This window comes from Citrobacter sp. CF971, assembly GCF_006385635.1.
GTDB classification, from domain to species: Bacteria; Pseudomonadota; Gammaproteobacteria; order Enterobacterales; family Enterobacteriaceae; genus Citrobacter; species Citrobacter freundii.
The window spans coordinates 1,380,158-1,406,700 of sequence record NZ_CP041051.1 but is presented as its reverse complement, the minus strand read 5'-3'; the positions used below and the strand labels follow the sequence as shown (position 1 = coordinate 1,406,700).

The window sequence follows — 26,543 nt, the reverse complement described above, 5'->3', positions numbered from 1 at the left end:
CATCCTGTTCACCGTTCCTTATAAGCTTCTAATCTTGTTACTCATTAAAAATTTAATAATAATTTTCTCGACTTCAGTCTCTTCACGACGATTTTTAAAATCAAATTCACACGAGATCTGATGACAGGAATACAACTGGTTATCCTCATCAAACTCATTGATCAGGACGACATCGATCACTTTTAAGTCCAGTTGTAAACTGCCAAATGTATCGAAATCCAGAGATGCATTTTTAATCACCGCATCTTTATAAAGAAAACGGGCGTTTACATCTTTAACGATTAACGCACAACCACCCTGCGAGATATTTTTAATCTTGAGAGAGTAGTTTTCTCCATTTTTGTAACGACCAAAACAGAAAAAGTCATACCCCTTCATGAAAGAAAAACGCTGATTTTGTCTCTGCTGGGCAAAGAAAATCAAATCCGGTATGAGGTAGGATAATCCTACTTCTGCACCTGCTGATGGGGTTTGCTCGAATCTGGCACTAAATTTCACAATCCCGCTTTCGCTGTGCAGGATAAAGTATTGGACCTTTTCAGGAACAATGTCTTCGTGCCAGGAGATAACAAACCGCTCGAAATCAACCTTCTCTAACTGCGTGATAACGCTACTGTTTTCACATAACACTTCCAGTTTCGTTTTCTTGTGCAGCTCTTCACGAAGGGTAGCTATGATTTCAAACTTATCTTCCTTTGCTAATCCAAAGCTCATTCTAAAACCCTTATTTCCATATTTAAGATATGTCCCGCGTTTGGTTACTCACAAAACGCGAGATCAGCATCCACCCCTGGTGCTTAATTACCATAGTGGATTCCATGTCGAACAGTTGATTAAAAATTAAGTTTTTAACTATCTTTAGCCATTTATTGATACGTAAAAACATTTAATCAAAGTTAATTCTAGCTGAAGTCATGCCTAAAACCATGCGAACGTGTTGTTTAATTATAACAAAAGTGAATAACAATCTTTTTTAAAGTGTCATTTTGAGATAACAAATAGCAAGAATTGTACAGAAAAAAACAGAGAAAAATGAATGGGTTTTGATGGAGGAACTACGCAATATGCGAACTGGTGCTCTATCGAAAGAAGAAAGAAGATGCTTACGTAACTATATTATTAATCAGTAATATAAGTCCGACTGGTTATTGTGGCAAAGCGAATCATTGTATTTCATGTATAACATAAATTTCCCTTAGGGCAGAAAAAAAGGCCAGCGTCCTGCTGGCCCGGTAATTACCGAATCGAACTATAGTGGCTTACTGTCTTGCAGAGGGTACAACGTTAAAAATTCAATACTTTTGCTTAATAATTGATCGGGAAGAATCCGCGATGATCATCACCGCTCCCGCCAACATTAACGTATCTTTTAGCACCAACCGTCCAGCGCCTGACAAGTACGGAAATCCGTGGTGTAAATCACCCAGCGGCATCACCCATGCTTCTGGTGTGGTTATTAAAAATGATAAAGTTACAATTGGTGTGGCAAATGCCAGAACGCCGCCAATTAATCCCAGCCAACGGCTAACAGGATTAGCCAGCACCAGCAAAGCGATAAGAACTTCGACTACGCCCAGGCCATTTGAGAACGTATACGTGTTATTCGCCGTCTGCCATTCACGAGCCTGCGGTTTGAATTCACCTTCGTGGGTTAAATGTTGTTTGTATTCTTCTGGATGCTCATAAAAAAATGACATTACCGGACTATTGGCGACAAACGGCGTAATGCTGTCGGCTTCGTAAGGTACAAATTTTAATAACCCAATCCAGATAAAAACAATCGCGATACTCAGGCGAATCAAGGTTAATCCAACCCTATCACCTTTGCCCAATATACGAAGATATTTTTCCATTCCGGCTCGCCTCACTTGTACAAAATTGCCGTTGCGTGAGTGCTGCTATCAATGCGCATTGAGGTAATTTTCCAGGAAGTCGCTTTCTTTTCCTGTGCCAGTTTCGCAATGGCATCTTCCACCACGGAAGGAGTGCCAGACACAGCTGATACGCTAACGTGGGCAACCTCGGTTTGCGCTAACACGGAAAATGTCACCGGAGCAGTCAGTAATGCAGTCATTAGTAACGTAGTTTTAAACATGTTCATTTCTATTCCCATTAACAAGTTATTTCAGTGGAAATATAATAAAAGATGTCACCTTATTTTATTTCATCCGTAACGCCAAAATAACTGTCAATTAGTATCAGAAAGTATAAAAACAAATAAAAAAGCCCCACACGGGTGGGGCAAATATGTAGACTACGCTATTATTATTTAATGAGAGAAAAGAGATCGTTTAGTGATTCGCTCATGCTTGGATGGGTAAATATTTGGTCACGCAATGTGGTATAAGGTAACCCCGCATCCATAACCGTCTTGATGATATTAATCATTTCATGAGAATCCACGCACAGCAGCGACACACCTAATATTTGTTTCGTTTCGCTATCCACCACCGCTTTAAGTACGCCACGGGTATCATTCATCACCCGCGCACGCGGGATAGCCGCTACCGGCAACGTCACGACCTGCACCGCCGCACCGCTGGCGCGGGCCTGTTCTTCAGTCATTCCGACGCGGGAAAGCGGCGGCGTCATAAAGACGGAATATGGTACATTTTGACGATCGCCCGTGTTACGTACCCCCTCGCCTAGCAGGTTGTCGCGCACAATACGGAAGTCATCCAGCGAGATATAGGTAAATTGTAATCCACCAGTGACATCGCCCATTGCCCATATGTTATCTGCCGAGGTACGTAGATATTTATTTACAATAATGGCACCACGGTCGTTTACATCTACACCCGCATTCTGCAGCTGCAGATTTTCAGTCGCCGGTTTGCGACCCGATGCCACCAGCAGCACATCCACCGTCTGGGTACCTTCCGGCATGTGCAGCTGTACTGCACCATCGTGAGAGGAGACAGACTGCACGTTGGCATTGAGGATCAGCTCAACGCCTTGGTCGCGTAAAATGTTGGCGATAGTGTCAGCAATATCCCGGTCTTCACGAGGCAAAAACTGCGGAGCTGCTTCATAAATAGTGACTTTGCTACCAAAGTTGGCAAACATCGATGCGAATTCAACGCCGATATACCCACCGCCCAAAATGCCCAGACGCTCGGGACGTTGCGTCAAATTCAACAACCCGGTGCTGTCAAATACGCCAGGCGTCGTGGTTAATCCCTCAACGTTCGGAATCGTTGACTGGGCACCAGTATTAATAAAGATTTTCTCGCCGCTCAGTTCAACCTCACCTGTTGGCTGTACGACCCGCACTGTATGGTTATCAATGAATTCAGCACGACCTTCAATCACATCCACGTTTTCCAGATCGGCAAGATTGTGGAAGTTTTTATCGCGCAGAAAACTGACAACGGAGGTCTTGCGCTGCATCGCTGCGGCAAAGTCATGCTGAAGTTCAGCATCGTGTACCAGGGTTTTGGTGGGAATGCAGCCGATATTGATGCATGTCCCACCATACATGGTGTTTGACTGTTCAATAATCGCTACCCGCCAACCCGTTTTGGCCAGTGTTGCCGCCAGCGTTTTACCCGCTTTACCAAATCCGATAACAATCGCCTGATACTGATTCATGCTGTCTCTCCGCCATGTCACTGTTCATTTGTTGAACTGAATTATAGGTTTAGCGATGCAAGACCAATGTATCCATAACGCGCCAATTACTGTCAGATCGTCTAAAAAACCACTCTCCCCCTTCCACTCAACTTATTGAGTAATTAAACTAATACCATAAAATTATTAATAAAATTATGTGTAATAGCATTGTTTTCATCTCAATTAGCATTAGCAAAAACTGCCCAGGAGTCTTCATGGACGCACTTAGCCGATTACTTATGCTTAACGACCCGCAGGGCTCGATTGATCAAAACTGCCTGTTGAGCAGGGACTGGCAACTACCGCATGCGGCGGGTGAACTGTCCGTTATTCGCTGGCATACGGTAACCCAGGGATTCGCTCAACTGGATATGCCTGACGGAACATCTTCCACATTACGCCCTGGAACAATAGTCATTCTGCCGCAAAACTCCGCGCATCGTCTGTGCCAGACAGGGGAAGAACAAACGCATATTGTCTGCGGGAGCCTGCGATTACAGGCATCTTCACGCTATTTTTTAACCGCGCTTCCGGAAGTATTATTACTGGCGCCTGAGGAGAACAGCCCCGTCAGCCATTGGCTGAAGGCCATGATTGCGCTAATGCAGGAGGAATACATCAACGACCTGCCTGGCTCCAGCATCGTTTGCAGCCAGCAATGCGCTACGCTGTTCGCGTTAACCGTTCGCGAGTGGCTCGCCCAGTCGACACCCGCTAAAAATGTGCTGAATTTACTGCTGCACCCCAGGCTTGGATCCGTTGTATTCATGATGCTGGAGTCACCGGCTTTTGCCTGGACCGTCGAAGAACTGGCAAAACGAGCACATATGTCGCGGGCCAGTTTCGCACAGCTATTCCGTGAAGTATCAAACTCCACGCCGCTGGCGGTGTTAACCGCGCTGCGCCTGCAGTTCGCAGCCCAGATGCTATCGCGCGGTACACAGCCGTTAATCGTTATTGCCGAGTCGGTGGGTTACGCCAGCGAATCGTCGTTTCATAAAGTCTTTTTACGAGAATTTGGCTGCACGCCGGGCGAGTACCGCAAACGCGTGAAAGCGTTGGCGGTATAACGCAACGCCTGCTTCGGCAGTAAAACCGAGGCAGACGAGCGCTTCAGGGCATTACTTTTGGTGGCGATGCCTGTGCAGCCACATCAGCTTATAAGCGGCCGGAATAATGAACAGAGAGAGCAATGGTGCGGTGATCATGCCGCCAATCATCGGCGCGGCTATGCGGCTCATGACTTCTGAGCCAGCTCCCGTCCCCCACAATATAGGTAACAGACCTGCAATAATCACCGCCACGGTCATCGCTTTCGGGCGCACGCGCAGCACAGCACCGTGATATAACGCTTCATCCAGCTTATCCGCCGTAAAGGTTTGCGGATTTTCCAACGCAGGTTCGGCTTCAATAGCGTGGCGCAAGTACATCAGCATCACCACGCCAAACTCCGCAGCAACACCTGCCAGGGCGATAAATCCGGTTCCAGTTGCAACCGACATATGGAACCCCATCCAGTAAAGGAACCAGATGCCGCCCACCAGCGCAAAAGGCACACTGGTGATAATCAGCAGCGCTTCACCAAAGCGACGGAAGGCCAGATAAAGCAGAACGAAGATTATCATCAGCGTCATCGGCACCATCAGTTTGAGCTTATGACTGGCGCGCTCAAGCAGCTCGAACTGCCCGGAAAACGCCACGCTGGTCCCCGGCTTTAACTGTACGTTTTCAGCGATCGCTTTTTTCAGATCGTTCACCACTGAGACCATGTCACGATCGCGGGCGTCGATGTAAATCCAGCTGGTTGGTCGCGCATCTTCGGTTTTCAGCATCGAAGGCCCCGAAACCACCGTCACGTCGGCGACATCCGCCAGCGTGATTTGCTGTTTCATGGGCGTCAGAATGGGCAGATTACGCAGCGCTTCCGGGCTATCACGATAGCTCTGCGCATAGCGAAGGTTAATCGGATAACGTGCAATCCCTTCCACCGTTTCGCCGACCATTGCGCCTCCGACCGCAGAGGTGACAAACAGTTGCACCGCGCCGACGGTCATTCCGTACCGGGCCGCTTTCTCCCGATTAATATCCACATTGATATAGCGCCCCCCGACCAGGCGCTCAGCCAGTGCCGAAGAGACGCCCGGCACGGTTCTGGCCACCTCTTCAATTTGCTCCGCCGTGGCGTCGATATCTGCCAGAACGTTACCTGACACCTTAATGCCAATTGGGCTTTTGATCCCCGTAGAGAGCATGTCGATACGGTTACGAATCGGCGGAACCCACAGATTCGCCAGTCCCGGCAAGCGTACGGTTTTATCCAGCTCGGCAATGATTTTGTCCATCGTCATCCCCGGACGCCACTGGTCCTGCGGCTTCAGTTGGATCGTCGTTTCAACCATTTCCAGCGGTGCAGAGTCTGTTGCGGTTTCTGCCTTACCGGTTTTACCAAACACGCGCGCCACTTCCGGAACGGTCATGATCAGCTTGTCGGTTTTTTGCAGCATGTCCGCTGCCTGCGCCGCTGAGATCCCCGGCAATGTCGAAGGCATATACAGCAGGTCACCTTCGTTAATCTGCGGTAGGAATTCACCACCGACTTTATTCAGCGGGTAGATAACCGTCAGTATTGAAAGCACCGCCACCAGAATGGTGGTCTTGGGCCAGTGCAATACCTTCAGCAATAGCGGATGGTAAATACGGATCAGGAAACGGTTAAGCGGGTTGCTGCTTTCTGCAGGTATTTTCCCGCGGATCCAGAATCCCATCAGGATTGGAATAACCACGATGGCCAGAAACGCCGCACCTGCCATGGCATACGTTTTGGTGAACGCCAGCGGCCCGAACAGTCGCCCCTCTTGCCCCTCAAGCGTGAAAATAGGGATAAACGACAATGTGATAATCAGCAGGCTGATGAACAATGCCGGGCCGACTTCTACCGAGGCGTCAGTAATGACCTTCCAGCGCGTTGCGTTATCCAGCTTTTCATGCGGATGCTGATGCCCCCACTCTTCCAGCCGCTTATGGGCGTTTTCAATCATCACGATGGCGGCATCGACCATCGCCCCGACGGCAATGGCAATGCCCCCCAGCGACATGATATTGGCGTTCAGCCCCTGGAAATGCATCACGATGAACGCGATACACAGCCCCAGCGGCAGGGAAATAATCGCCACCAGCGCAGAACGCAGATGCCACAGGAACAATGCACACACCAGCGCAACAACGATAAACTCTTCCAGCAGCTTGTAGCTCAGGTTATCAATGGCGCGGTCAATGAGCTGACTGCGATCGTATGTTGTAACTATTTCTACGCCTTCCGGCAGGCTACTTTTCAGCGTATCGAGCTTGGCTTTAACCGCGGAGATCACTTCACGCGCATTTTTACCGGACCGCAGAATAACCACCCCGCCCGCCACTTCGCCTTCGCCATTCAGTTCGGCGATCCCACGGCGCATTTCCGGCCCAATCTGTACGCGCGCCACATCGCGCAGGTAAACAGGTACACCGTCGGCCCCTGTTTTCAGGACGATGTTATTGAAATCATCGAGCGTTTGCAGATATCCACTGGCGCGGACCATATATTCCGCTTCAGCCATCTCAACAGATGAGCCGCCCGCTTCCTGATTTGACGTATCCAGCGCCGATTTCACATCCGCCAGACTGATGCCATATTGCGTCAGCTTCATCGGATCGATAACGACCTGATACTGTTTAACCACGCCGCCTACCGAGGCGACTTCCGCCACATTGGGAATCGTTTTTAACTCATACTTTAAAAACCAGTCCTGAAGAGAACGTAATTCCGCCAGATCGTGTTTCCCGCTGCGATCCACCAGAGCGTACTCAAATATCCAGCCGACACCCGTAGCGTCCGGTCCCATTTCCGCGCTAACGCCAGCCGGCAATTTTCCCTGAACCTGGTTGAGGTACTCCAGTACGCGCGAGCGCGCCCAGTAAGGATCGGTACCATCTTCGAAAATGACGTACACGTAGGAATCGCCAAACTGCGAGAAACCACGCACAGTTTTCGCGCCCGGTACCGACAGCATGGTGGTGGTCAGCGGGTAGGTCACCTGATTTTCAACAATTTGCGGCGCCTGACCCGGATAGCTGGTTTTGACGATCACCTGAACATCAGAGAGATCGGGCAGCGCATCAACCGGGGTATTGATGATGGTCCAGGTTCCCCAAATACTGAGAAACAGCGCCCCCATCATCACCAGAAAACGGTTTGCCACCGAGCGGCGGATAATCCATTCAATCATTTATCATATCCTCAGTGTGAATGGGTCGCCTGGGCTGGCATGGCGGCTGCGTCTTGCGCCTTACTGTTCTGGGCGCGCATACGGTCCAGTGCGCCAGAGATATTCGCTTCGGAATCAATCAGGAACAGACCGCTGGAAACCACTTTTTCGCCTTCGGTCAGGCCGGAGCGGATAGCCGTCAGTCCTTGAGATTCATGGAATACCGCAACCTGTTTCGGCACAAATCGGCCTTCGTTATCAACGGTGATTACCCGCTGCTCGGTACCCGTATTAATTAGCGCTTTAGACGGGATCAGCAGCATTGGCTCGCTTTGTGTTTTCAGTTGCAGGTAAGCATTCATCCCGGGCTTGAGCGCCTCGTCAGGATTATCGACCTGTAAACGGAGCTGGAGCGTACGCGTGGTAGCATCAACGCTGGGTAAGATACTCCACTTGCTGATGGTGAAAGGCTTATCCGGCCAGGCGGGCACGGTGATGGTAAATTGCGAGGCATCTTTAATCAGCCAGGCGATAGATTCCGGGACCGACGCGCTGACCCATACCGGGTCCATACCCTGAATTTTCGCGACCACATTGTCTTTGGAAATGTTCATACCAGTACGCAAATCGAATGCGGTGATCACCCCATCAATAGGCGCTTTCAGGGTAAAGCGGGTCTGAATTTTACGCGTCGATTTTAAACGCTGAATATCCGCTTCAGGCATTCCAGCCAGACGTAATCTCTCCAGAATTCCTTCCACCTGCGTCGCGCTGCCGCCAGTTTCTCGCAGCAATAAATATTCGCTCTGCGCCTCAACCCAATCGGGGATAGTCAGGTCGATCAGCGGCGCGCCTTGCTTAATTTTGTCCCCCACGGTCAGTGGGTAAACCTTCTCGATAAAGCCCGCTGAGCGTGCCTGGACAATAACAAACTGGTATTCGTTATAACTAACGTTGGCCGGGAAAGTTTGCGCGTAGTGCAGTGGTCCACGACGCACTGGCTCTGTTTTCAGCCCCAAGTTCTGGGTTTGTGTAGGATCGATGCGCACGCCTGGTGATGACGCGTTCGCGGTCTCTTCATCGGCATATTTCGGGATCAGATCCATATCCATAAATGGCGATTTACCCGGTTTATCAAAACGCGTGTTTGGGTACATGGGGTCGTACCAGAACAACACTTTTCTGGCTTCTTTTGGCGAAGCCTGACCGGTTTCAGCCGTTGCTTTTGCGGATGAATAATAAGTATAAATACCGACAGAAATAACCCCACCGGCAATCATGCCAGCGAGAATGAGCGCGGTATTTTTAATATTTAAAGACGCCATAGTGATTTCCATTGCGCGATAGTCTCACCCGCGTTCGCAAAAACCCGGGCAAGAATAAAAGAGACCAACGAGAACGTTATTTACTAATGTGAATATCGCGTAACACAGAGAGATTTCCCTGCTGAACAAACGTAAACGCGACCTTATCGCCTGGCGTAATATCATCAGCCTTCGTATCGGCAACCAGTGTAAAACGCATAGTCATGGCTGGCCAGTTCACCGCAGGAATAGGGTCATGCTTGATCGTGATTTTTTTACTTTCCATATCAACAGCTTCAATCACCCCGGTAGCGCTAATGAGTTGTTCCTGTTGAGCCGCTGGCTGCATATTCATCATCTCACCATGCTGATGCTCATTGGCCTGAGCGTTAAACATGATCATAGAGAAAAGACTAAGGAAGGTGCGAATAAGCAGGTCATTTCTTCCCAAGCTGACTCGCTGATTAAAATTTCGCGGATCTGGGCCGATTTTTTTCCCGCAAACACATCGAATCAGCCTATTTAGGCTATTTTTTCCACCATTTCTGGCGTTATTTCCGGTTTTTACTGAGATCTCTCCCACTGACGTATCATTTGGTCCACCCGAAACAGGTTGGCCAGGGTGAATAACATCGCCAGTTGGTTATCGTTTTTCAGCAGCCCCTTGTATCTGGCTTTCACGAAGCCGAACTGCCGCTTGATGATGCGAAACGGGTGCTCCACCCTGGCACGGATGCTGGCTTTCATGTATTCGATGTTGATGGCCGTTTTGTTCTTGCGCGGATGCTGCTTCAAGGTTTTTACCCTGCCGGGACGCTCGGCGATCAGCCAGTCCACATCCACCTCGGCCAGCTCCTCGCGCTGTGGCGCTCCTTGGTAGCCGGCATCGGCTGAGACAAATTGCTCCTCTCCATGAAGCAGATTACCCAGCTGATTGAGGTCATGCTCGTTGGCCGCGGTGGTGACCAGGCTGTGGGTCAGGCCACTCTTGGCATCGACACCAATGTGGGCCTTCATGCCAAAGTGCCACTGATTGCCTTTCTTGGTCTGATGCATCTCCGGATCGCGTTGCTGCTCATTGTTCTTGGTCGAGCTGGGTGCCTCAATGATGGTGGCATCCACCAAAGTGCCTTGGGTCATCATGACGCCTGCTTCGGCCAGCCAGCGATTGATGGTCTTGAACAATTGACGGGCCAGTTGATGCTGCTCGAGCAGGTGGCGGAAATTCATGATGGTGGTGCGATCCGGCAGGGCGCTATCCAGGGATAATCGGGCAAACAGGCGCATGGAGGCGATTTCGTACAGGGCATCTTCCATGGCACCGTCGCTCAGGTTGTACCAATGCTGCATGCAGTGAATACGCAGCATGGTCTCCAGCGGATAGGGCCGTCGGCCATTGCCCGCCTTGGGATAAAACGGCTCGATGACAGCGGTCATATTCTGCCATGGCAGAATCTGCTCCATGCGGGAGAGGAAAATCTCTTTTCGGGTCTGACGGCGCTTAGTGCTGAATTCACTATCGGCGAAGGTGAGTTGATGGCTCATGATGTCCCTCTGGGATGCGCTCCGGATGAATATGATGATCTCATATCAGGAACTTGTTCGCACCTTCCCTAAACAGCACAGCTTTGGCGGTCGTATTCATAATTGATGCTCCTGAAAGGTTAATATTAAGGATTACTCCACCCAACCGCCGCCTAAGGCAGCAAACAGCTTAATTTCATTAACCTGTTGGGCGTAATTAAGATCCAGCAGCGATTGCCGCGTAGCGAATAAAGAACGTTCTGCGTCTAATACTTCGATATAGCTAACTGCACCATTCTGATAAAGCGCTCTGGCGCGTTGTAGTGTGATTTGCAATGAATCCAGATAACGCTGCTGCCCGCTAATTTGATCGGCAATGCTTTGGCGCAACACCAGTGCATCCGCCACTTCTTTAACCGCGTTCTGAATTTTTTGTTCGTAATTCACTACCGACTGTTGCTGGCGAATTTCTGCCAGGTCGAGATTGGACTGATTACGTCCGGCGTTAAATATTGGAATATCTATTTTGGGGACAAAATTCCACATGCCGCTGGCGGCATTAAATAAACTGGAAAGATCGCTGCTGCTACTGGACACGGAACTGGTTAACGTTATAGACGGAAAAAATGCCGCCCGCGCAGCACCGATATTGGCATTTGCCGCCAATAATCCGTGCTCAGCTTCCATAATATCCGGGCGCTGCAACAGTATTTGCGACGAGAGCGATGGCGGCAGCGTTACCGGTTTAATATCCCCACGGCTGCGCGCGTGGTCATCGGGTAATTTCCCGTATGTACCCAGCAACAACTGCAGCGCGTTATTGGCCTGCGCCAGATCACCTTTACGCTTGGCAATTTCGCTACGCGTACTTTCGATCACACCGCGCGCTTGTTCCAACGCCAGTACGTTGGTGCTACCGGTTACCAGTTGCTTCTCTACAAAAGCGTAAGAGCGCTGGTAGTTTTGCAGCGTTTCTTCAGCAACTTGCAACTGCGCGTAAGCCAGACGCTGATTAAAATAACTTTGCGACACGTTGGAGATTAATGAGATGTGCACCGCCCGACGCGCTTCTTCGCTGGCAAAGAAATTCTGTCGCTCAGCTTCACTCATATTTTTTAGCCGCCCAAAGAAATCCAGGTCGAAACTAAGATTGAGTCCAGCTTCGAATTCACGATCGGTGCTGCTATCACCTTTTAATTTACCGCTGTAAGTACCACTGGAGCCTGCCGTGAGTTGCGGGTAGCGGTCGGCGTCCGTGACGCCATATTGCGCTCTCGCTTCCTGAACTTTTAGCACAGCCATACGTAAATCGCGGTTATTAACCAATGCCTCGCCAATCAGCGCCTTTACCTGGGAGTCAACGAAGAAGCTCCGCCAGCCCGTGTCCTGATATTCACCTGGAGCCGCTACCAGGGCATTCTGTTTTAAAGAAAATTGCTGCGGCACCGGCAAAGCCGGGCGCTGATAGTCCGGCGCCAATGAACAACCGGCGAGCACGAATATAGCGCTGAGAGTAAGAAGCTTAAATTTGCTCATAGTTCTTTTCGTCCTGACCGGACTGATGTCCCTAAAATGTGTAGGAATTTATAGTGCTGTACTTTAACTAAGTGACTCTGTTTAACCGGTGACAGGAAAATGACAAAACTGTCATTTTCCCAATAACCGATTGCTATCCGATCCCGCTTCCCTAGAATTGAAAGTCCGCACAACCCGTGCGTGAAGGAGAATGCGATGAAGGTTTTGATAGTCGAAGATGAGAAAAAAACCGGTGAATATCTGACAAAAGGCCTGACGGAAGCGGGTTTTGTCGTGGATTTAGCGGATAACGGCCTGAACGGGTATCACCTGGCGATGACCGGCGATTACGACCTGCTCATACTCGACATCATGCTGCCGGATGTAAACGGCTGGGATATCGTGCGGATGCTGCGTTCCGCCAACAAAGGAATGCCCATTCTTCTCCTCACCGCACTGGGTACCATTGAACATCGGGTTAAAGGTCTGGAATTGGGTGCTGATGATTACCTGGTTAAACCGTTTGCCTTCGCCGAACTGCTGGCACGGGTCAGAACGCTGTTGCGTCGAGGCGCGGCGGTGATTGTCGAAAGCCAGTTTCAGGTCGCGGATTTAATGGTCGATCTGGTCAGCAGAAAAGTTACCCGCAGCGGTACGCGCATCACTCTGACCAGCAAAGAGTTTACGCTGCTTGAGTTTTTCCTGCGCCATCAGGGGGAAGTTTTACCCCGCTCGCTGATCGCCTCCCAGGTCTGGGATATGAATTTTGACAGCGATACTAATGCCATCGACGTCGCCGTTAAGCGTCTGCGCGCCAAAATTGATAACGATTATGAGCCGAAACTGATTCAGACCGTGCGCGGCGTGGGATATATGCTTGAGGTTCCTGATGGCCAGTAAACGATGGCGGCGCCCTTTTTCACTGGCGACACGACTAACCTTTTTTATCAGTCTGGCGACAATTGCGTCATTTTTCGCCTTTGCATGGATAATGATCCACTCCGTGAAAGTCCACTTCGCCGAGCAGGACATCAATGATTTACAAGAGATTAGCACCACGCTGGAGCGGATTATTAACCAACCTAACGAGCCAGAATCACGCCGTCTGGAAACGCTAAAAAATGTGGTGGCGGGTTACTCGAACGTCATTATTTCTCTGGTAGATAGCAACCAGAAGGCCATTTTTCATTCGCCCAATGCGCCGGATCTCCGGCAATTTATCGCCAGCGCAAGGCCGGATAAAAATGCTCATGCCAGCGACGTTTTTATTATCTCAGGCCCTACACTGCAAACCTCCAGACATATCCACGGACAGAAAACATCGTCTAACTGGCGAATGATTCGCCTGCCGGTAGGAAAGCTTGCCGATGGAAAACCAGCGTATACGCTGTATCTGGCGTTATCGATCGATTTTCACCTGCACTATATTAACGATCTGAAAAACAAGTTAATTATGACGGCTTCGCTGATTAGCATCATGATTGTTTTTATCGTGCTGTTCGCCGTATACAAAGGCCATGAACCGATCCGTAATGTTAGTCGTCGCATCCAAAATATCACCTCGAAAGATCTCGATGTCCGTCTCGATCCGCAGGCTGTGCCTATTGAACTGGAACAACTGGTTAGTTCGTTTAATCACATGCTCGAACGCATCGAGGACGTATTTAAACGTCAGTCGAACTTCTCGGCGGATATTGCCCATGAGATCCGCACGCCAATAACTAACCTCGTCACCCAAACGGAAATTGCGCTCAGCCAGACCCGCACCCAAAAAGAACTGGAAGATGTGCTGTATTCCAATCTCGAAGAGTTTGGCCGTATGTCGAAAATGGTGAGTGATATGCTGTTTCTGGCGCAGGCAGATAACAATCAGCTGATCCCAGAAAAAAAAGCGCTCAATCTGGCTGATGAGGTCGGTAAAGTGTTCGACTTTTTCGAAGCCTGGGCAGAGGAGCGTGAGGTTGGTTTACGGTTTGAAGGACGTGCATGCTGGGTTTCAGGCGACCCATTAATGTTACGCCGGGCAATGAGTAACCTGCTGTCAAATGCCATGCGCTATACGCCAAAAGGTGAGTCGGTAACCGTGCGGGTGAAAGAGGCGGATGACCTGGTCCAGATAGTCGTTGAGAATCCCGGACCCCCCATTCCCCCGCAACATCTTCCGCGACTCTTTGACCGCTTTTATCGAGTGGACCCTTCACGGCAGCGTAAAGGCGAAGGCAGCGGTATTGGTCTGGCGATTGTGAAATCGATTGTGATTGCCCATCACGGAAAAGTCTCGGTAACTTCCGATCCTTATGTCACTCGCTTTATTCTGACGCTTCCCAAGCACGCGATGTAATTTATGGTGATGACGCTTATACCTGTCATCACCTATTCTCTGACACAACCGTCATAATCCTTTCACGCCACTGACAGTCCCCATTAATTATACTTTCTTCCGTAAACCCAAACAGGAGAAATATGATGAATAAGATGTCCTCTTTTTTAGCTATCGCGTTTTTTATTTCAGTTGGCGTTAATGCGGCAGAAACACCTAAAGTGCATCAACAGGCAGCAATGGCTCATGAAATGATGAATAACAGTGATGCCTCTGCACATCAACAAATGGCGCAGGCACACGCCTCGCAGGCAAATAATTCATCGTCAACACCAACCAATGCGCAATCATTTTCACAAATGAATAAACATGAAAAAGCAATGGTTGTTCACCAATCAGTAAATAACGGCCATTCATTTGCTCATGAGATACAGGCCGAGCAGCACCGCGCACAGATCTCAACTCAAGGGTAAAGACGAGCTGTATTGACGACAATATCCATAAATACGCTAAGTTTGAATATTGTGGACTACTCTCCCCGTGCAGGCCTGTTTATATACAAGCCTGCATCCTTGTTCATCGTTAATGTCAATATTAATAATTCATTAAATCTCCCATTAAAAAGTAAAAACTTTTTAACTCTTTATTCAGATTGTGTGAAAATCGTAAATCAACTACTTATTATGTTGCGTATCACAACATTTATCACCTCACCCTAATTATAAATTAGGATTCCCCCTGGTATGCGTCTTTAATATTTAATGGGAGACTGCCATCGTCGTAAAAATGACAGCCAAAAAGCTCGTGTTCCTATAAATAAACTTAATGATGATAGTGAGTGAAAAATGAATAAACGTCTGCTGACCCTCCTGGTCCTTGGTCTGACAACGGCCACAACGGCATATGCAATTACCCCGGCAATGCAGAAAAAATATGAACGTTCAGGTTGTACGCAAATGAGCGAACTCAATGGTTGTGATGTGAACAAATCCTATCAGTGGAACCACGATCATGGCTTTATCGAGAGCGATAACAGCCAGCAAAATCGTCATCATCGCCATGGTGAAGAGCAGCAAAATACCACAGGCCGGGATAACCACGATAATGCGGGTATTGATGGCAAATTCAGCGGAAATTACGTGGCCAAATTTGCCAATGGTCAACGCAGCGTTGATATTCACGTCGAAGATTCCGGCGTTTACGTCAATGGTAAGGAAGTGCGTGACGTAAATACCTATAAGGATACGATGACCTTCCGCGTCGGTTATGCCACTTACACCATTAAAACAAATGGTCGCGGTAGCTGGAATGACAGCGATGCAGGAAACGCTGGCAAAATTGTGCGTGAATAACAGATACTGTAGTGGCACAGTAAATTTGGCCACCTGATTAAAGGTGATATTCTCACCTCACCACAAAACAGGTGACTTAATGAACAAGAAAACCAAACGTACTTTCACCCCGGAGTTCAGGCTGGAATGTGCACAGCTGATTGTTGATAAGGGCTACTCATATCGACAAGCCAGTGAAGCGATGAATGTCGGTTCTTCCACGCTCTTGATGTCCAACTCGCTGAACGGTTCACGATAGCCACCAGACTGAGTGACAGCCACATGGTTGTAAGCCTTTGTTCAGCAATGGAAATACACCGTAGCAGTTACCGGTACTGGCGAAAACGACGCGATATGGTTAATCCTGTGCGAGTCAGGTTGTGCAGCGAAATACGCCGGGCGTGGAACCTGAGTCGGGGCTCTGCAGGGGCGCGCACTCTGGCTGAAAATGCTGACTCAAAACGGCGTCCCGATGAGCCGTTACCGTGCAGGGCGTCTGATGAAATATCTGAACCTGAGCAGCTGCCAGCCCGGAAAACATCAGTACAAAAATGCTCGTCAGGAGCATACCTGCCTGCCGAATCTGCTTGAGCGCCAGTTCGCTGTGCCCGAGCCAGATCGGGTATGGTGCGGAGATATTACGTATATCTGGACAGGAAATCGCTGGTGCTATCTGGCGATCGTTATGGATCTTTTTGCCCGCAAGGTTATCGGCTGGAGTCTGTCAGCGAATGCCGATACCGCACTGATAAGCAGTGCCCTGCGGATGGCCTATGAGACGCGTGGCCAGCCGCGTGATGTCATGTTTCATAGCGACCAGGGAAGCCAGTATACCGGCCTGAAATATCAACAAGTTCTCTGGCGTTACAGAATAAAACAAAGCGTCAGTCGACGGGGAAACTGCTGGGATAATAGCCCCATGGAACGCTTCTTCCGCAGTCTGAAAACAGAATGGGTGCCGGTGGAAGGTTATGCAGGCAAGGAGGAGGCCCGACAGCAAATTAATGGTTGCATATTGAACTACTACAACAGCGTCAGACCTCACCATTATAACGATGGGCTGACGCCAGAAGAGTCAGAGAACAGATACCATTTTTACTGTAAAACCGTGGCCAGTATTTCTTGATCACTACAACCACTGAAACAGAGCAGCAGCACGTCATCATATCCAGGCAGGGAACCAGGCCGAAATGGTCTGGTGGCAATAAGGCTGTCCTTTAACAGATGTATAACTCCGGTTATTTCATAACTGCTACCTCCGGCAACCCATAATTAAATCATGATTGCAACTACTTAATCCTGAACAGTGCCTGTTTGGTCGAACCAGGCAGACATAATTTGCATGTATTAGTTTTTCGTATACGTCATTTACACTATCGAGGCAAAAACCGTTGTAGTGGTCTTCGCAAGTTCGTGTCCGAATCCGAATACTACATCTTTAGATATTTATTTTTACGTCTATATGTACGGGGACCTCATCTCATACCATTATATATGATTCATTCGTGGGTTTTATATTAATTGAATCCAAATAGGACCTCGACCAATTTTTCCTCGATCAAGGCAATCCTTAGTGAATGTCAATTTTCTTTAAATACCCTCCCCCCAATAGATGTTGATTATCATTTGCTAGTATACAGTTACACTTGACTGCTGGAGTCATTGTTATAGCCTATTTTTATCGATTTATTTGCTACACTCAGTTCTATGCCAAGTTTTATACGCACATATCCATTTGTCACAACGCCATAAGTGGTTATCTTTGTTTACATTAAAGTATCCAACAATGCTTCTTAATTTTTTATTGAAAAAAAACCTCCATTACAGCAGCGCCGTTTAAACTGCCTGGCTGACTGTTATTTGTTTTTTTCAAAACAGATTTAATATTAAATTTACTATTAGCAGGCATGGTTATATTCGAAGTTATGGGGGTTATGTTGCTGTTATCTATTTTCAATATAGAATCCCAACCATTGCCTAATCCTACTCCCACCCCTTCAGCATATGAAGTTGATGGACTATTTATAGCCTTTATTGATAATTTGATATCTATATTCCCCTCCTTAACACACCTAACATAAATATCTTGACTCGTTGTATGACCATCAGCCATTGTTATCACATGAGCACCGTGATCTAAATTTATATCATTTGGACTGACAGTACAAATATTCCGAATATTTATATCAAACGGAATATTTACCGTCCCTAAATTTTGTCTGGCGTCAGCCAAACTCCATCTTTGTATTGGATTGCTGTTTGCCCCAGTGGAACCAGATGTTGCTTTAAAATATTCAGCAAAAGCTATTTTTACAGGTATATTTCCTGTGTATTGACCAATATTGAGAGATTTTGTTTCTAAACGCAAAATAAAAGAACTATTCCATGAACCAGTGAAGTTATAAGTATTACCAATTTTATAACAAGTTTTATATTGCCTGTTGTCGGCTTCTGGAATTTTTTTATACAATATATATTGATTTGAATCCTCTTCTACTATAGAAAAATCCTTCGGTAATTGATGAATATGAACTATAATATTTTCACCATTGTTTGCAGTTACTGACTTCGGGACAAAAATCCAATAATCATATGCGGCTCGATGTGTCCACACACTACCCCACATAGATTTACACTGATGTTTTGTCACGCTTAAAACCCCTGGGATAATATCGCTAACGTTAACGACAATACTTGATAGCGCACCTCCATCATATGTTACATTACCAACATTATGTATGGTGTTTGAAGACCAAAAAAATGAATATGTATTATCAGAAACAGCATATACAGGTGTTATTACTTGCCAGCATATGAATGCTAAAAAGGTGAAAAATCGCACTTGTACCTCCACTTTAACTAGTGTGCATACTAATATAATATTAGTAATTTTATTTGAATGGCTTAGTTCAAGAAGATATAAAAACAACAAAAATCGATAATGCAGCATCTCTTCATTATGATCAATGTCGTTATTGAGCAAGCAAAACGATATAATAATTATTAGTAGCTATAATTTTTGTTTAAACAATAGATGGTTATTTATGGGGTAATACAAACGACTATGTAATTAATCTTCTGATATTTTCGCGCTAGTATTGTATGATAATCGGCCATATATCAGAAGGTGTCTTTATAATTTTTACATTCAGTAAAAAACATGAAGGCTAACTGCGCGCCTCTTGCCCATATTTAACTTTGACCTATATTCTTCCTCATATCAGGTTCCTTTATGTATATCCTGGTCTAGTTTCAGCACCACATAGTTTGTTATCAACAATAGTTTGGAGAGAAATCGACCGACTGTCTTAATATTTTCGCCATTATTGACCATGAGCTTACGGCATAAACCAATTCTGTTCACAATGACAATGAATCCGCGACAACTCTTCACGTTCTCTATATCGCTCAAGAAAAAGCGGTAGCGTCTATCAGAGAGACGGTAATATCCAAGTTCTCCACGACGAAGGTTGATAACTTCTGCGGCCCAAAACTCATTAAAATGGTTTATAAGTAGCTGAGATTGTAGATCCGTCAATCTCTTTACGGTCGAGGCCCAAAGGTTACTGCCGAAGCATCGTTTCACCAACCCGGTATGACGTCCTGTACGGTTTTACCCACATATCCACCGGTACGGCTACCCAGTGCAATGCCTCACGATGGCAGCGGATTAGCGCGAATGTGACTCTCAGCATTTTGCCATTGCCACAATTGAACACGAAGCAGTCAGAACACTACCGCTGATTACTTCTCCCGGTTGTTCCACGGGCGGTATTGCCGGTTTACACTTAAGCACCAGCGCATTCTTACGCTGATGAGGTTTACGCGTTTAGCATTAATAACAGTTGTTTTGCAGTTTCTGATTTTTTGTGCAGCAGTGGCCACAATCGAGGATACCGTACGTAGGCATATCTCAAATAACGGAATGAATACGGTCCGGTATTTCAGTATCATCAGGCTTGCGCTTACGTCGACGATCCTGCCAATTCTTCGACTGACGGGCCATATCATGCGGTTGCAAAACGCCTGACAAGACTGATTAGCCATCCTTAGGCAACATGTCCCCTTTTTGTCGACAGTATTCAACGACTTCTTTCAGCCGCTCGTTTTGCAAGATTTTTCTTGCCCAACAGGTGCTGCACCTCTTTGATTTGATTCATCACAGATGCAGCTCAACTTCTTCATCAGGGGTAACAGCGGTGAGACTACCTGCCCGATACTACTTACGCCACAGGAAAAACCGACTAGCTGCAACCTTATGCTATCGACACAGCCACACAAGGTGATGCTTAAATAACAAAAAACAAAGCGATGTACACTTTTTGGTAAAAAATTATCATGCATGGCATTCAAAATAAAACAGAATAGAAAATTACCACCATCAGAAGAAAAATAATTGCAAGCATATTGTTCTGATGGCTTCAGGAGGCAAAATGAATACAGTTAATATGCAGGATAAGTTGAATATTGCTAATGCGTCTATTATTGCGATAGATAGCATAATTACTAATAAGTACTTAATTATTCATACTGATAACTGTGATTTGACCATACATAAAGATAATAAAGATTTGTTTTTCCCACAAGGAAGTTTTGTATTTATGGAACGAGGAATAAAATTTTCCTGCAAAATAAAAAAGGAAAACGCAGAAAAAAGACCTTACAGAGCCATACGGCTTAATAAAGAAGAATTAATCATGCTAAAAGACATATTTAAATCAACACACAACTACTATCTTGACGAAAAGATAATTAAAAGAAAACAGCGAAATAAGATAATTGGAGTTGATGGATGTTATGAATATGTTAAAATATTCGATCGTATCGAATCTGCCAGCGACAGAACACTGAAACTGCTCAAGTTAGCGTATGTTATTTCTCGAATGGGGATAGCTCAAGAAATAGTTCACTCATTAATTGCATCAGCCGCTATTACTTTTACCGATAAGGTCAGATGTATGATTGAAAAAAATACATCCAGAAAATGGCGTATGAATATGATAGCTGATGAATTCAACATTTCGGAAATATCTGTTAGGAAACGACTTGAGTCAGAGGGGGGATCATTTAATAATTTATTAGTTGAGGTAAGAATGAACAGAGCAATGCAATTATTACTTGAGAATGAACTACAAATACATCAAATATCAAAGGCTGTTGGAATCCTTAGTCCATCTTATTTTATAAAGAGTTTTAAAAATCATTTTGGAATTACACCAAAACAATTTATCATTTACTTTAGAGGTTAACACCCCTACTCACTTAGCTTTATATAATACCGACTTATATAAATTAACCGATTAATCGCCGTCTGGTATGTTATATGGGGAGGGCAGGTATAACTTAACGTGGTATAATTGCCTCCCATCCCCTGACTTACCGTTCAAACGTATTATTTCCATTACTAACAAATCAACTTTAACATCAATAAAAAAAAGAAAGAAACGACCAAAAATAAAATACTCCTCCCATGTCCCATTATATTCAATCTCCCAATAGGGTCTTTCATCAGTTATATAGTTATAATTAATTATATCGCTATAACCAATCATAGCTATTAAATCAATTTCAAACTCAAACGAATTACCAGGATACAAGGTCGTTACAATTACAGCTTCATCTTGCATGGAGAGAATCGACGTTACCTTTTCCAGCCTTATCCTGTTGCTTCTGAAAGAAGGTTCACTTAATACCCCATCTCGATACTTAAATTTGCTGACTTTTAATTTTAAAGGTTTGATTATTTTCTTGACTGGATTCTTAAAATTTAATTTATAAGCATATCCAAAAAACAAACTGGAACAATCAATGCCTGTTTCATTCCTGTACATCAAAGGTGTAACTTTAAACTCTCGTTGAAAAGCACGAGTAAATGTTTGTTGTGTCGAAAAATTCAAATCCATTGAAATATGACTAATTTTTTTCTTAGTCAGTTTTAAAAGAATAGCTGCTTGAGTTAACCTTCTTTTTTTATATATGTACTTATATTCATCCCTGTAATATTTTTGAATATTTTTTGTATGTATCTTTTACTATAACCTGATATTTTCTCCACATCAGAAACACTGATATTTATTTTATTGTTAAGCATTGCCTCTACCCTATTTATAATACTATCCACAATATCTTTAGGGTTCATACAGGAATCTCATAAAGTTAATATTTTATCCATACTAGCATTCAATTTATTATGTGTCTAATGATATAATAATGATTCTTACTAAAGAGTCAGAAGAATAAAAATGAACAAGGGAAATAATATGCTACCTAAGAGAGTATCTAACAAATTTAGAAGTTTAGCACATCTTGCTTCTAATGCCGAAAGAAAGAAAAGATACGACCTTGCTGCCCAATATTGGAACAAGGCATTAGTATACACCGAAAAGGAAGAAAATATTGAGTGGGTTCTCCGAAGAAGAGATTTTTGTTTAACACAGAATAAGTTTCTTAAATAGATCGCAACAACCCAATAATATATATTTTAAAAGAGGCCTTGAGATGCGAGATGGTAACAAAGTTTTAAATTATTAGGATGGTAGCATTTAATTTGGTAACTAATGATGAGTGAGCGATATATTTACTTATGCAAAAAAATAAATATGCTAAACACATGATAACAAAATCAAGAAAACAACATCGCAGTAAATTTGTAAGAAGCACTCACTCTAAAGTCATTGACATCTACCAGATGTGATAAATTACAAAAAAGAAGTCTGTGCTTATCTTCACGGAGAAGGCTCAGTTTGAGAAAGAAGTAATTATAGTGAATACCACAAATATTCCTGGAACCAGAGAAACTGGAATAGCTTAAGAAAATCACCCCTGGTTGACGTTTGTAATATTATAATAACAGATTCGTCACGAAAGGTATCCGGTGGGTATACTCAACTTTTAGCAAACTTAACTAGCTCGTTATCAGCTCTGTTTCCTCTTCATGCTTAAACACCCGTTTTAAGCTCTTTTTGATAACAGTTTTCAACGCCAAATTATCGAGACAGTGATCAGAACCTCCAAACTTTGCACATAGCGCCCCCCCTTTATTAGCATATTAGATATAAAAAATATTCATAGTAACTGTTGCACTGAATTTTCCTGCAGTTAGCGCACCAGCCCCATGTTTATAAGGCACTGCTGTGAATGTGAAATTGCTTTTGTGAACATTTTTCTGAGATAACCCTTTTTTTATCTCTTCCTTATCGCGGTTTATTTTTAAAGGATAATTAAGGTCCACAGCGTCCCCTTGATATAAGGCGATACCCAGAGATGAAGTATTTACACCTGTTGTATTCAAAATATTTTCACCTAAATAGCTGCGCCTAATACCGCTACACTTTTGCCTGACCATGTTTTCCTCCGGGGAATGGGCTGGCGGTTTCCATAAAATGGCGGACCTTTTTCAGTAACTGCCACATTGAGCGGCACTGATGATTACGGGTTATCGTGTCATGAAGTGCCTGCCATAGCCGTTCCACATGATTCACCCACGGCGAGTAAACCGGCTGGTAAATTACCCTGAACTTGGGATTTGCTTTCAACCAGCGCTGTGTTTCGCGGCTTTTATGGATAATGTAGTTATCAACGATCAGCGTGATTGTTTTCGCCCGCCGGTAAGTGGCTTTCAGGTGCTTCAGCAGAGCGATAAACAGCGCTGAACTTTTGCTGTTGCCGCCCACGTAGCTGACTTTACCCGTGCCACTGTGCAGTGCGCCGGCCAGATAGTATTTTTCGTTCTGCCCCGGCGTCACTACCCGTTTCTGCTGTCCGCGCAACTGCCAGTCCGCACCGATTTTAGGATTAAGGTGGATATCCACTTCATCTTCATAAAATACCGGATGCTCTGCGCTGCATTCATCCAGCGCTTTGTGGATTACCGCCATCTTTTCATCTTTATGTGGGTCACGGATACGCAGAGTTGGCGCGGCCCTGCGCCATACAAGCCCCGCAGATGGCAACCAGCGGCGAACGGTTCCTGCATGTAACTGGCAACCGGTTATCTCATTGATTTTTAATGCCAGTAATTCGGTGCTCCAGCGTGAACGTTGATAACCAAAATCGCCGGGAGAATGCTTTATCAGCTCACGTAACAGGGTGCAGATATGTTCAAAAGGCCAGCGTCGGGAGCGCCCTGCGGGTAAGGATTTCAGGCCTTCAATACCTGAGTGCGTAAACCAGTTAATCCAGCGACCAACGGATGAACGAGCACAACAGAGAGTTCTGGCAACATCGCTGACCCGTTCACCCCGATGAAGCATCAGCATGGCCGTGAGTCTGCGGGCATGATTTTTATCGCGCGTTTTATGAATAGCTTTCTGCATCAGGCGTCGTTCGCCACGGGGTATTGGTGCTATGATCGGCATCGCTCAGTCCGGTTGGTGGTTTTGGTTGGTTTGGCGATTGATCAGATCGCACAATCCGGGCTGAGTTCCCTTTCAGTGATCTACTATTCCGCGCATCTATTTAGTATACCGGCACTTGACACCAAAGTTATATATGGAATGCCTGAGTAATTTGTACATTCAATTTCGACTGTTTTTGTTTGTTTATATTTTTTACCATCAATATCTTGTATAGATACCCTTCCAAAATCAATATCAAAACTCACATCATTATTTATCTTACACGGCGCGTCATAAATCTGACCCGTTATATTTATATTTATTTCATCAGCTATAGCATTACCGATATATAAAGAAAGGCATAAAATAAAAAAACGAATTCTATTTTTCATTGTCATAAATATTTTTTCAAAAGATAGTAATACCGTCATTCATATACCAGTTCAAATCTGGCCAGGGATTCATAGTCACCAGGTTGTACACTTTTATTCGAAATGGCATCTGGCGTCGCTTGGACAAATGCAAAAAAGTCAAAACTCATGCTACCATCAATTAAAGGCGTACCATTCGAATGATTATGATCCTCACCTAACTTAAGTGGAGTTTTCCCATCCATATCAAGTAGCCCTATAGCCAGCTTTCCTTCATTTCCCGAACCAGTGACACTAAGAAAATAATCAGTCCTTTCCTTCATTTGAGATTCCTTATTACCAGAAAATCTAAACTTCACTATTTTCCATGAAGAGTTCGCATCACAATCACGCAAACGAATACTAAATTTCTGAGGAGGTGTATTACCAGGACTTATATGGAAATTCTTTACAGGATATTTTAAAAAATGAACAGTTTGATGATCACTACCGGTGTCAATCTTACATGGGTAGTCTGTTAGATCACCATTGAATGATATGTCCACTGCTTTTGCTGAAAAAGCAATACTCCCAATCAAATGTAAAAAAACAATTCCTAGGGCCATACTTCTCATTATTCCCCCTCTTTTATTCATACCCCAGCAGTAGATGCAACAATGAGCTACTCGCAAGTGGTGCCATATGCGTGTGGTCTGATCTATGCTGGCTGACCAGGGCTTGTCGCTGATTTTTTTTCATGTAGTATATGAGATGGTTTTCCCCATTCTCCAGTGCTACTTTTCCATCACTGAGTATCTTTTGCTCTGCTGTCTGCCCTCCCTTTCGGTTGTATAACAGGGCACTTTGTGTCGCTATGGTCTTATTACGACTTGCCTGCATTTTTGCATCACCTTCACCACACCCTACAAGCTTTAGCTTAAACACGTACCGTTCAAGCATTCCTTGAGGTTGCATGTCCTTATGCAAATCAATTTCATTTGTTTCCAGGGTACAGGGAGAAGACAACAACGCCCCACTGACTATCAGCATGCCGGTGCGACCATTCCTTTCATTCACCCATTGATGACGCGTCTCATCCACATGCAAAAATTCTTCTTGCTTCACCCACTCATTTGCATATAACACGTTATTTACGATATAGCCTGCCATTAGAACTGCCAGAAAAACTCTGGCCGCGACCAGTTTCATCACTTCGCTCCGGGCTTATTACCATTACTTTTTCACCGCCGTACAACGATCCCCACTGCAGCTAAATTGTAAGACTGGGCGTCCACCGTAATCGTTTATGTAACTCAGATACGGTGTAGTGTAGCTACCTGATTTAACTGTTTTTGAAGACTTAGGAGCCAGCATAACCGGTTCAAACTCACCTTCTTCTGCCTGTTTTTTGCTGCCGCCCAGGCCAATAACAGTTACATAGTATGGTGTTGGATTATCAATTGTGTAACCACCACTGGTTTTATTGAGTACTAACTGATCCTGCCATACAGCATTAGGCTCCGCTTTAATAGGATCAGGTCGATAAAACAGTTTTATCTTCGTTTGTAGTGCTATTTGCAAAACATTCGCTTTGTCACTCTTAGGCGGAATTTCACGAAGATTGAAATAGAAAATAGACTCCCTATCCTGAGGGAGTTTATTTATTTCCGGGGTACTGGAAAGGCGCACCATACTTTTTTCACCAGGTTCAAGGCGTTGTACTGGTGGTGTAACAACAATCGGTCCCGTTGTGATTTTTTCTTGCTTTTCATTTTCTATCCATGCCTGAGCAAGATATGGTAATTGATTGTTGTCATTAGAAATATTGAGAGTCATTGTTTTTTCCCCACCGTTAAAAACGGCCCGGGTACGGTCAAGGGAAATGGCCGCATTAGTAACAGGTGCTGCAGTCAAACATGCTGCAGTCAGCAATAAATTCTTAAATACGGGTGTAACCTTCAACATATTAAACCTCTCTCATTTTATGCATTGATAAATCGCACATAA

At 45.3% G+C, this 26,543-nt stretch carries 25 protein-coding genes and 2 pseudogenes; 8 read left to right on the top strand and 19 right to left on the bottom strand.

Annotated elements, in window-relative coordinates; translation table 11 throughout:
- Positions 1 to 18: 18 nt before the first annotated feature.
- The 4 genes from E6P06_RS10160 to rclA all read right to left on the bottom strand — a co-directional run bounded on the left by E6P06_RS10160 (position 19) and on the right by rclA (position 3,591).
- Positions 19 to 714, bottom strand: coding sequence for a flagellar brake protein (locus tag E6P06_RS10160; RefSeq protein ID WP_061548877.1), 696 nt, complete (start codon positions 712 to 714; stop codon positions 19 to 21).
- Positions 715 to 1,292: 578 nt separating this feature from the next.
- Positions 1,293 to 1,853, bottom strand: coding sequence for a reactive chlorine resistance membrane protein RclC (gene rclC, locus E6P06_RS10155; protein WP_003021961.1), 561 nt, complete (start codon positions 1,851 to 1,853; stop codon positions 1,293 to 1,295).
- Between the two features lie 11 nt (positions 1,854 to 1,864).
- Positions 1,865 to 2,095 carry a reactive chlorine resistance periplasmic protein RclB gene (gene rclB, locus E6P06_RS10150; protein ID WP_003021959.1) on the bottom strand — a complete coding sequence of 77 codons (231 nt, stop codon included), beginning with the start codon at positions 2,093 to 2,095 and terminating at the stop codon, positions 1,865 to 1,867.
- Positions 2,096 to 2,265: 170 nt separating this feature from the next.
- Positions 2,266 to 3,591 carry a reactive chlorine resistance oxidoreductase RclA gene (rclA, locus tag E6P06_RS10145; protein WP_003847475.1) on the bottom strand — a complete coding sequence of 442 codons (1,326 nt, stop codon included), beginning with the start codon at positions 3,589 to 3,591 and terminating at the stop codon, positions 2,266 to 2,268.
- 236 nt (positions 3,592 to 3,827) lie between these two features.
- On the opposite strand from rclA, the gene rclR reads away from it, so the two are divergent.
- Positions 3,828 to 4,682 (top strand): reactive chlorine-specific transcriptional regulator RclR, encoded by an 855-nt coding sequence (rclR, locus tag E6P06_RS10140; RefSeq protein ID WP_003847476.1) that lies wholly within the window; start codon positions 3,828 to 3,830, stop codon positions 4,680 to 4,682.
- Positions 4,683 to 4,733: 51 nt separating this feature from the next.
- On the opposite strand, the gene E6P06_RS10135 is transcribed toward rclR, so the two are convergent.
- From E6P06_RS10135 to E6P06_RS10115, 5 genes are all read right to left on the bottom strand, one after another.
- Positions 4,734 to 7,877 carry a CusA/CzcA family heavy metal efflux RND transporter gene (locus tag E6P06_RS10135; RefSeq protein ID WP_003835712.1) on the bottom strand — a complete coding sequence of 1,048 codons (3,144 nt, stop codon included), beginning with the start codon at positions 7,875 to 7,877 and terminating at the stop codon, positions 4,734 to 4,736.
- 11 nt (positions 7,878 to 7,888) lie between these two features.
- Positions 7,889 to 9,181 carry an efflux RND transporter periplasmic adaptor subunit gene (locus E6P06_RS10130; protein ID WP_121539816.1) on the bottom strand — a complete coding sequence of 431 codons (1,293 nt, stop codon included), beginning with the start codon at positions 9,179 to 9,181 and terminating at the stop codon, positions 7,889 to 7,891.
- A gap of 76 nt (positions 9,182 to 9,257) precedes the next feature.
- Positions 9,258 to 9,563 (bottom strand): cation efflux system protein CusF, encoded by a 306-nt coding sequence (gene cusF, locus E6P06_RS10125; RefSeq protein WP_139935191.1) that lies wholly within the window; start codon positions 9,561 to 9,563, stop codon positions 9,258 to 9,260.
- Between the two features lie 161 nt (positions 9,564 to 9,724).
- On the bottom strand, positions 9,725 to 10,705 hold the full coding sequence (locus E6P06_RS10120) for an IS5-like element ISKpn26 family transposase (protein ID WP_016947617.1): 981 nt from the start codon (positions 10,703 to 10,705) through the stop codon (positions 9,725 to 9,727).
- Between the two features lie 132 nt (positions 10,706 to 10,837).
- Positions 10,838 to 12,220 carry an efflux transporter outer membrane subunit gene (locus E6P06_RS10115; RefSeq protein WP_139935190.1) on the bottom strand — a complete coding sequence of 461 codons (1,383 nt, stop codon included), beginning with the start codon at positions 12,218 to 12,220 and terminating at the stop codon, positions 10,838 to 10,840.
- A gap of 195 nt (positions 12,221 to 12,415) precedes the next feature.
- On the opposite strand from E6P06_RS10115, the gene cusR reads away from it, so the two are divergent.
- The 5 genes and pseudogenes from cusR (at position 12,416) to E6P06_RS10090 (ending at position 16,976) form a co-directional block, all read left to right on the top strand.
- Positions 12,416 to 13,099 (top strand): copper response regulator transcription factor CusR, encoded by a 684-nt coding sequence (gene cusR, locus E6P06_RS10110; protein WP_003021940.1) that lies wholly within the window; start codon positions 12,416 to 12,418, stop codon positions 13,097 to 13,099.
- Positions 13,089 to 14,540: a Cu(+)/Ag(+) sensor histidine kinase gene (locus tag E6P06_RS10105; protein WP_139935189.1), complete on the top strand. Its 1,452-nt coding sequence runs from the start codon at positions 13,089 to 13,091 to the stop codon at positions 14,538 to 14,540. Before cusR ends, E6P06_RS10105 begins: the two co-directional genes overlap by 11 nt.
- 125 nt (positions 14,541 to 14,665) lie before the next feature.
- Positions 14,666 to 14,992, top strand: coding sequence for a copper-binding protein (locus E6P06_RS10100; RefSeq protein WP_087879048.1), 327 nt, complete (start codon positions 14,666 to 14,668; stop codon positions 14,990 to 14,992).
- A 372-nt stretch (positions 14,993 to 15,364) separates the two neighbouring features.
- Positions 15,365 to 15,871 carry a hypothetical protein gene (locus tag E6P06_RS10095; RefSeq protein ID WP_016149744.1) on the top strand — a complete coding sequence of 169 codons (507 nt, stop codon included), beginning with the start codon at positions 15,365 to 15,367 and terminating at the stop codon, positions 15,869 to 15,871.
- A gap of 43 nt (positions 15,872 to 15,914) precedes the next feature.
- Positions 15,915 to 16,976: pseudogene (locus E6P06_RS10090) on the top strand (IS3 family transposase).
- 675 nt (positions 16,977 to 17,651) lie between these two features.
- Here the strand turns inward: E6P06_RS10090 and E6P06_RS10085 are convergent.
- Entirely contained in the window at positions 17,652 to 18,692 is a 1,041-nt protein-coding gene (locus tag E6P06_RS10085; protein WP_246862900.1) for a PapG chaperone-binding domain-containing protein, read from the bottom strand.
- A 687-nt stretch (positions 18,693 to 19,379) separates the two neighbouring features.
- Positions 19,380 to 20,111, bottom strand: a pseudogene (locus E6P06_RS27950) (IS3 family transposase); the annotation flags it as partial.
- Between the two features lie 172 nt (positions 20,112 to 20,283).
- On the opposite strand from E6P06_RS27950, the gene E6P06_RS10080 reads away from it, so the two are divergent.
- The gene (locus tag E6P06_RS10080) at positions 20,284 to 21,099 is read left to right on the top strand and encodes a helix-turn-helix transcriptional regulator (protein ID WP_139935187.1); all 816 of its coding nucleotides are present in this window, start codon (positions 20,284 to 20,286) and stop codon (positions 21,097 to 21,099) included.
- Positions 21,100 to 21,150: 51 nt separating this feature from the next.
- Here E6P06_RS10080 and E6P06_RS10075 read toward each other — a convergent pair whose 3' ends face one another.
- Positions 21,151 to 21,783, bottom strand: a complete 633-nt coding sequence (locus E6P06_RS10075) for a hypothetical protein (protein WP_246862907.1) — start codon at positions 21,781 to 21,783, stop codon at positions 21,151 to 21,153.
- 23 nt (positions 21,784 to 21,806) lie between these two features.
- The gene (locus E6P06_RS10070) at positions 21,807 to 21,989 is read right to left on the bottom strand and encodes a hypothetical protein (RefSeq protein ID WP_139935185.1); all 183 of its coding nucleotides are present in this window, start codon (positions 21,987 to 21,989) and stop codon (positions 21,807 to 21,809) included.
- Positions 21,990 to 22,092: 103 nt separating this feature from the next.
- Here E6P06_RS10070 and E6P06_RS28240 point away from each other — a divergent pair, with 103 nt between their 5' ends.
- Positions 22,093 to 22,305, top strand: a complete 213-nt coding sequence (locus E6P06_RS28240) for an ANR family transcriptional regulator (RefSeq protein ID WP_139935184.1) — start codon at positions 22,093 to 22,095, stop codon at positions 22,303 to 22,305.
- A 593-nt stretch (positions 22,306 to 22,898) separates the two neighbouring features.
- On the opposite strand, the gene E6P06_RS10060 is transcribed toward E6P06_RS28240, so the two are convergent.
- The 6 genes from E6P06_RS10060 to E6P06_RS10035 all read right to left on the bottom strand — a co-directional run bounded on the left by E6P06_RS10060 (position 22,899) and on the right by E6P06_RS10035 (position 26,501).
- Entirely contained in the window at positions 22,899 to 23,195 is a 297-nt protein-coding gene (locus tag E6P06_RS10060) for a fimbrial protein (protein WP_139935183.1), read from the bottom strand.
- A complete protein-coding gene (locus E6P06_RS10055) occupies positions 23,176 to 24,207 on the bottom strand; it encodes an IS630-like element ISEc33 family transposase (protein ID WP_032425611.1) in 1,032 nt (343 codons plus the stop codon). Before E6P06_RS10055 ends, E6P06_RS10060 begins: the two co-directional genes overlap by 20 nt.
- Before the next feature lie 83 nt (positions 24,208 to 24,290).
- On the bottom strand, positions 24,291 to 24,617 hold the full coding sequence (locus E6P06_RS10050) for a fimbrial protein (RefSeq protein ID WP_139935182.1): 327 nt from the start codon (positions 24,615 to 24,617) through the stop codon (positions 24,291 to 24,293).
- On the bottom strand, positions 24,614 to 25,171 hold the full coding sequence (locus E6P06_RS10045; protein WP_168199043.1) for a fimbrial protein: 558 nt from the start codon (positions 25,169 to 25,171) through the stop codon (positions 24,614 to 24,616). Before E6P06_RS10045 ends, E6P06_RS10050 begins: the two co-directional genes overlap by 4 nt.
- A 13-nt stretch (positions 25,172 to 25,184) precedes the next feature.
- Complete coding sequence (locus tag E6P06_RS10040; protein ID WP_139935180.1) at positions 25,185 to 25,745, bottom strand: pilus-assembly fibrillin subunit; 561 nt, start codon at positions 25,743 to 25,745, stop codon at positions 25,185 to 25,187.
- Positions 25,746 to 25,769: 24 nt separating this feature from the next.
- On the bottom strand, positions 25,770 to 26,501 hold the full coding sequence (locus E6P06_RS10035; RefSeq protein ID WP_139935179.1) for a molecular chaperone: 732 nt from the start codon (positions 26,499 to 26,501) through the stop codon (positions 25,770 to 25,772).
- Positions 26,502 to 26,543: the final 42 nt, after the last annotated feature.

Bases quoted from the DNA above. Each gene is read 5' to 3' on its own strand.
- rclC (WP_003021961.1), bottom strand. From the start codon at position 1,853: ATGGAAAAATATCTTCGTATATTGGGCAAAGGTGATAGGGTTGGATTA.
- E6P06_RS10070 (WP_139935185.1), bottom strand. From the start codon at position 21,989: ATGAACCCTAAAGATATTGTGGATAGTATTATAAATAGGGTAGAGGCA.
- E6P06_RS10050 (WP_139935182.1), bottom strand. From the start codon at position 24,617: ATGACGGTATTACTATCTTTTGAAAAAATATTTATGACAATGAAAAAT.
- E6P06_RS10100 (WP_087879048.1), top strand. From the start codon at position 14,666: ATGAATAAGATGTCCTCTTTTTTAGCTATCGCGTTTTTTATTTCAGTT.
- E6P06_RS28240 (WP_139935184.1), top strand. From the start codon at position 22,093: ATGAACAAGGGAAATAATATGCTACCTAAGAGAGTATCTAACAAATTT.
- E6P06_RS10160 (WP_061548877.1), bottom strand. From the start codon at position 714: ATGAGCTTTGGATTAGCAAAGGAAGATAAGTTTGAAATCATAGCTACC.
- rclR (WP_003847476.1), top strand. From the start codon at position 3,828: ATGGACGCACTTAGCCGATTACTTATGCTTAACGACCCGCAGGGCTCG.
- cusF (WP_139935191.1), bottom strand. From the start codon at position 9,563: ATGATCATGTTTAACGCTCAGGCCAATGAGCATCAGCATGGTGAGATG.
- E6P06_RS10135 (WP_003835712.1), bottom strand. From the start codon at position 7,877: ATGATTGAATGGATTATCCGCCGCTCGGTGGCAAACCGTTTTCTGGTG.
- rclA (WP_003847475.1), bottom strand. From the start codon at position 3,591: ATGAATCAGTATCAGGCGATTGTTATCGGATTTGGTAAAGCGGGTAAA.
- cusR (WP_003021940.1), top strand. From the start codon at position 12,416: ATGAAGGTTTTGATAGTCGAAGATGAGAAAAAAACCGGTGAATATCTG.
- E6P06_RS10115 (WP_139935190.1), bottom strand. From the start codon at position 12,220: ATGAGCAAATTTAAGCTTCTTACTCTCAGCGCTATATTCGTGCTCGCC.
- E6P06_RS10055 (WP_032425611.1), bottom strand. From the start codon at position 24,207: ATGCCGATCATAGCACCAATACCCCGTGGCGAACGACGCCTGATGCAG.
- E6P06_RS10130 (WP_121539816.1), bottom strand. From the start codon at position 9,181: ATGGCGTCTTTAAATATTAAAAATACCGCGCTCATTCTCGCTGGCATG.
- E6P06_RS10095 (WP_016149744.1), top strand. From the start codon at position 15,365: ATGAATAAACGTCTGCTGACCCTCCTGGTCCTTGGTCTGACAACGGCC.
- rclB (WP_003021959.1), bottom strand. From the start codon at position 2,095: ATGTTTAAAACTACGTTACTAATGACTGCATTACTGACTGCTCCGGTG.
- E6P06_RS10080 (WP_139935187.1), top strand. From the start codon at position 20,284: ATGAATACAGTTAATATGCAGGATAAGTTGAATATTGCTAATGCGTCT.
- E6P06_RS10045 (WP_168199043.1), bottom strand. From the start codon at position 25,171: ATGAGAAGTATGGCCCTAGGAATTGTTTTTTTACATTTGATTGGGAGT.
- E6P06_RS10035 (WP_139935179.1), bottom strand. From the start codon at position 26,501: ATGTTGAAGGTTACACCCGTATTTAAGAATTTATTGCTGACTGCAGCA.
- E6P06_RS10040 (WP_139935180.1), bottom strand. From the start codon at position 25,745: ATGAAACTGGTCGCGGCCAGAGTTTTTCTGGCAGTTCTAATGGCAGGC.
- E6P06_RS10120 (WP_016947617.1), bottom strand. From the start codon at position 10,705: ATGAGCCATCAACTCACCTTCGCCGATAGTGAATTCAGCACTAAGCGC.
- E6P06_RS10105 (WP_139935189.1), top strand. From the start codon at position 13,089: ATGGCCAGTAAACGATGGCGGCGCCCTTTTTCACTGGCGACACGACTA.
- E6P06_RS10060 (WP_139935183.1), bottom strand. From the start codon at position 23,195: ATGGTCAGGCAAAAGTGTAGCGGTATTAGGCGCAGCTATTTAGGTGAA.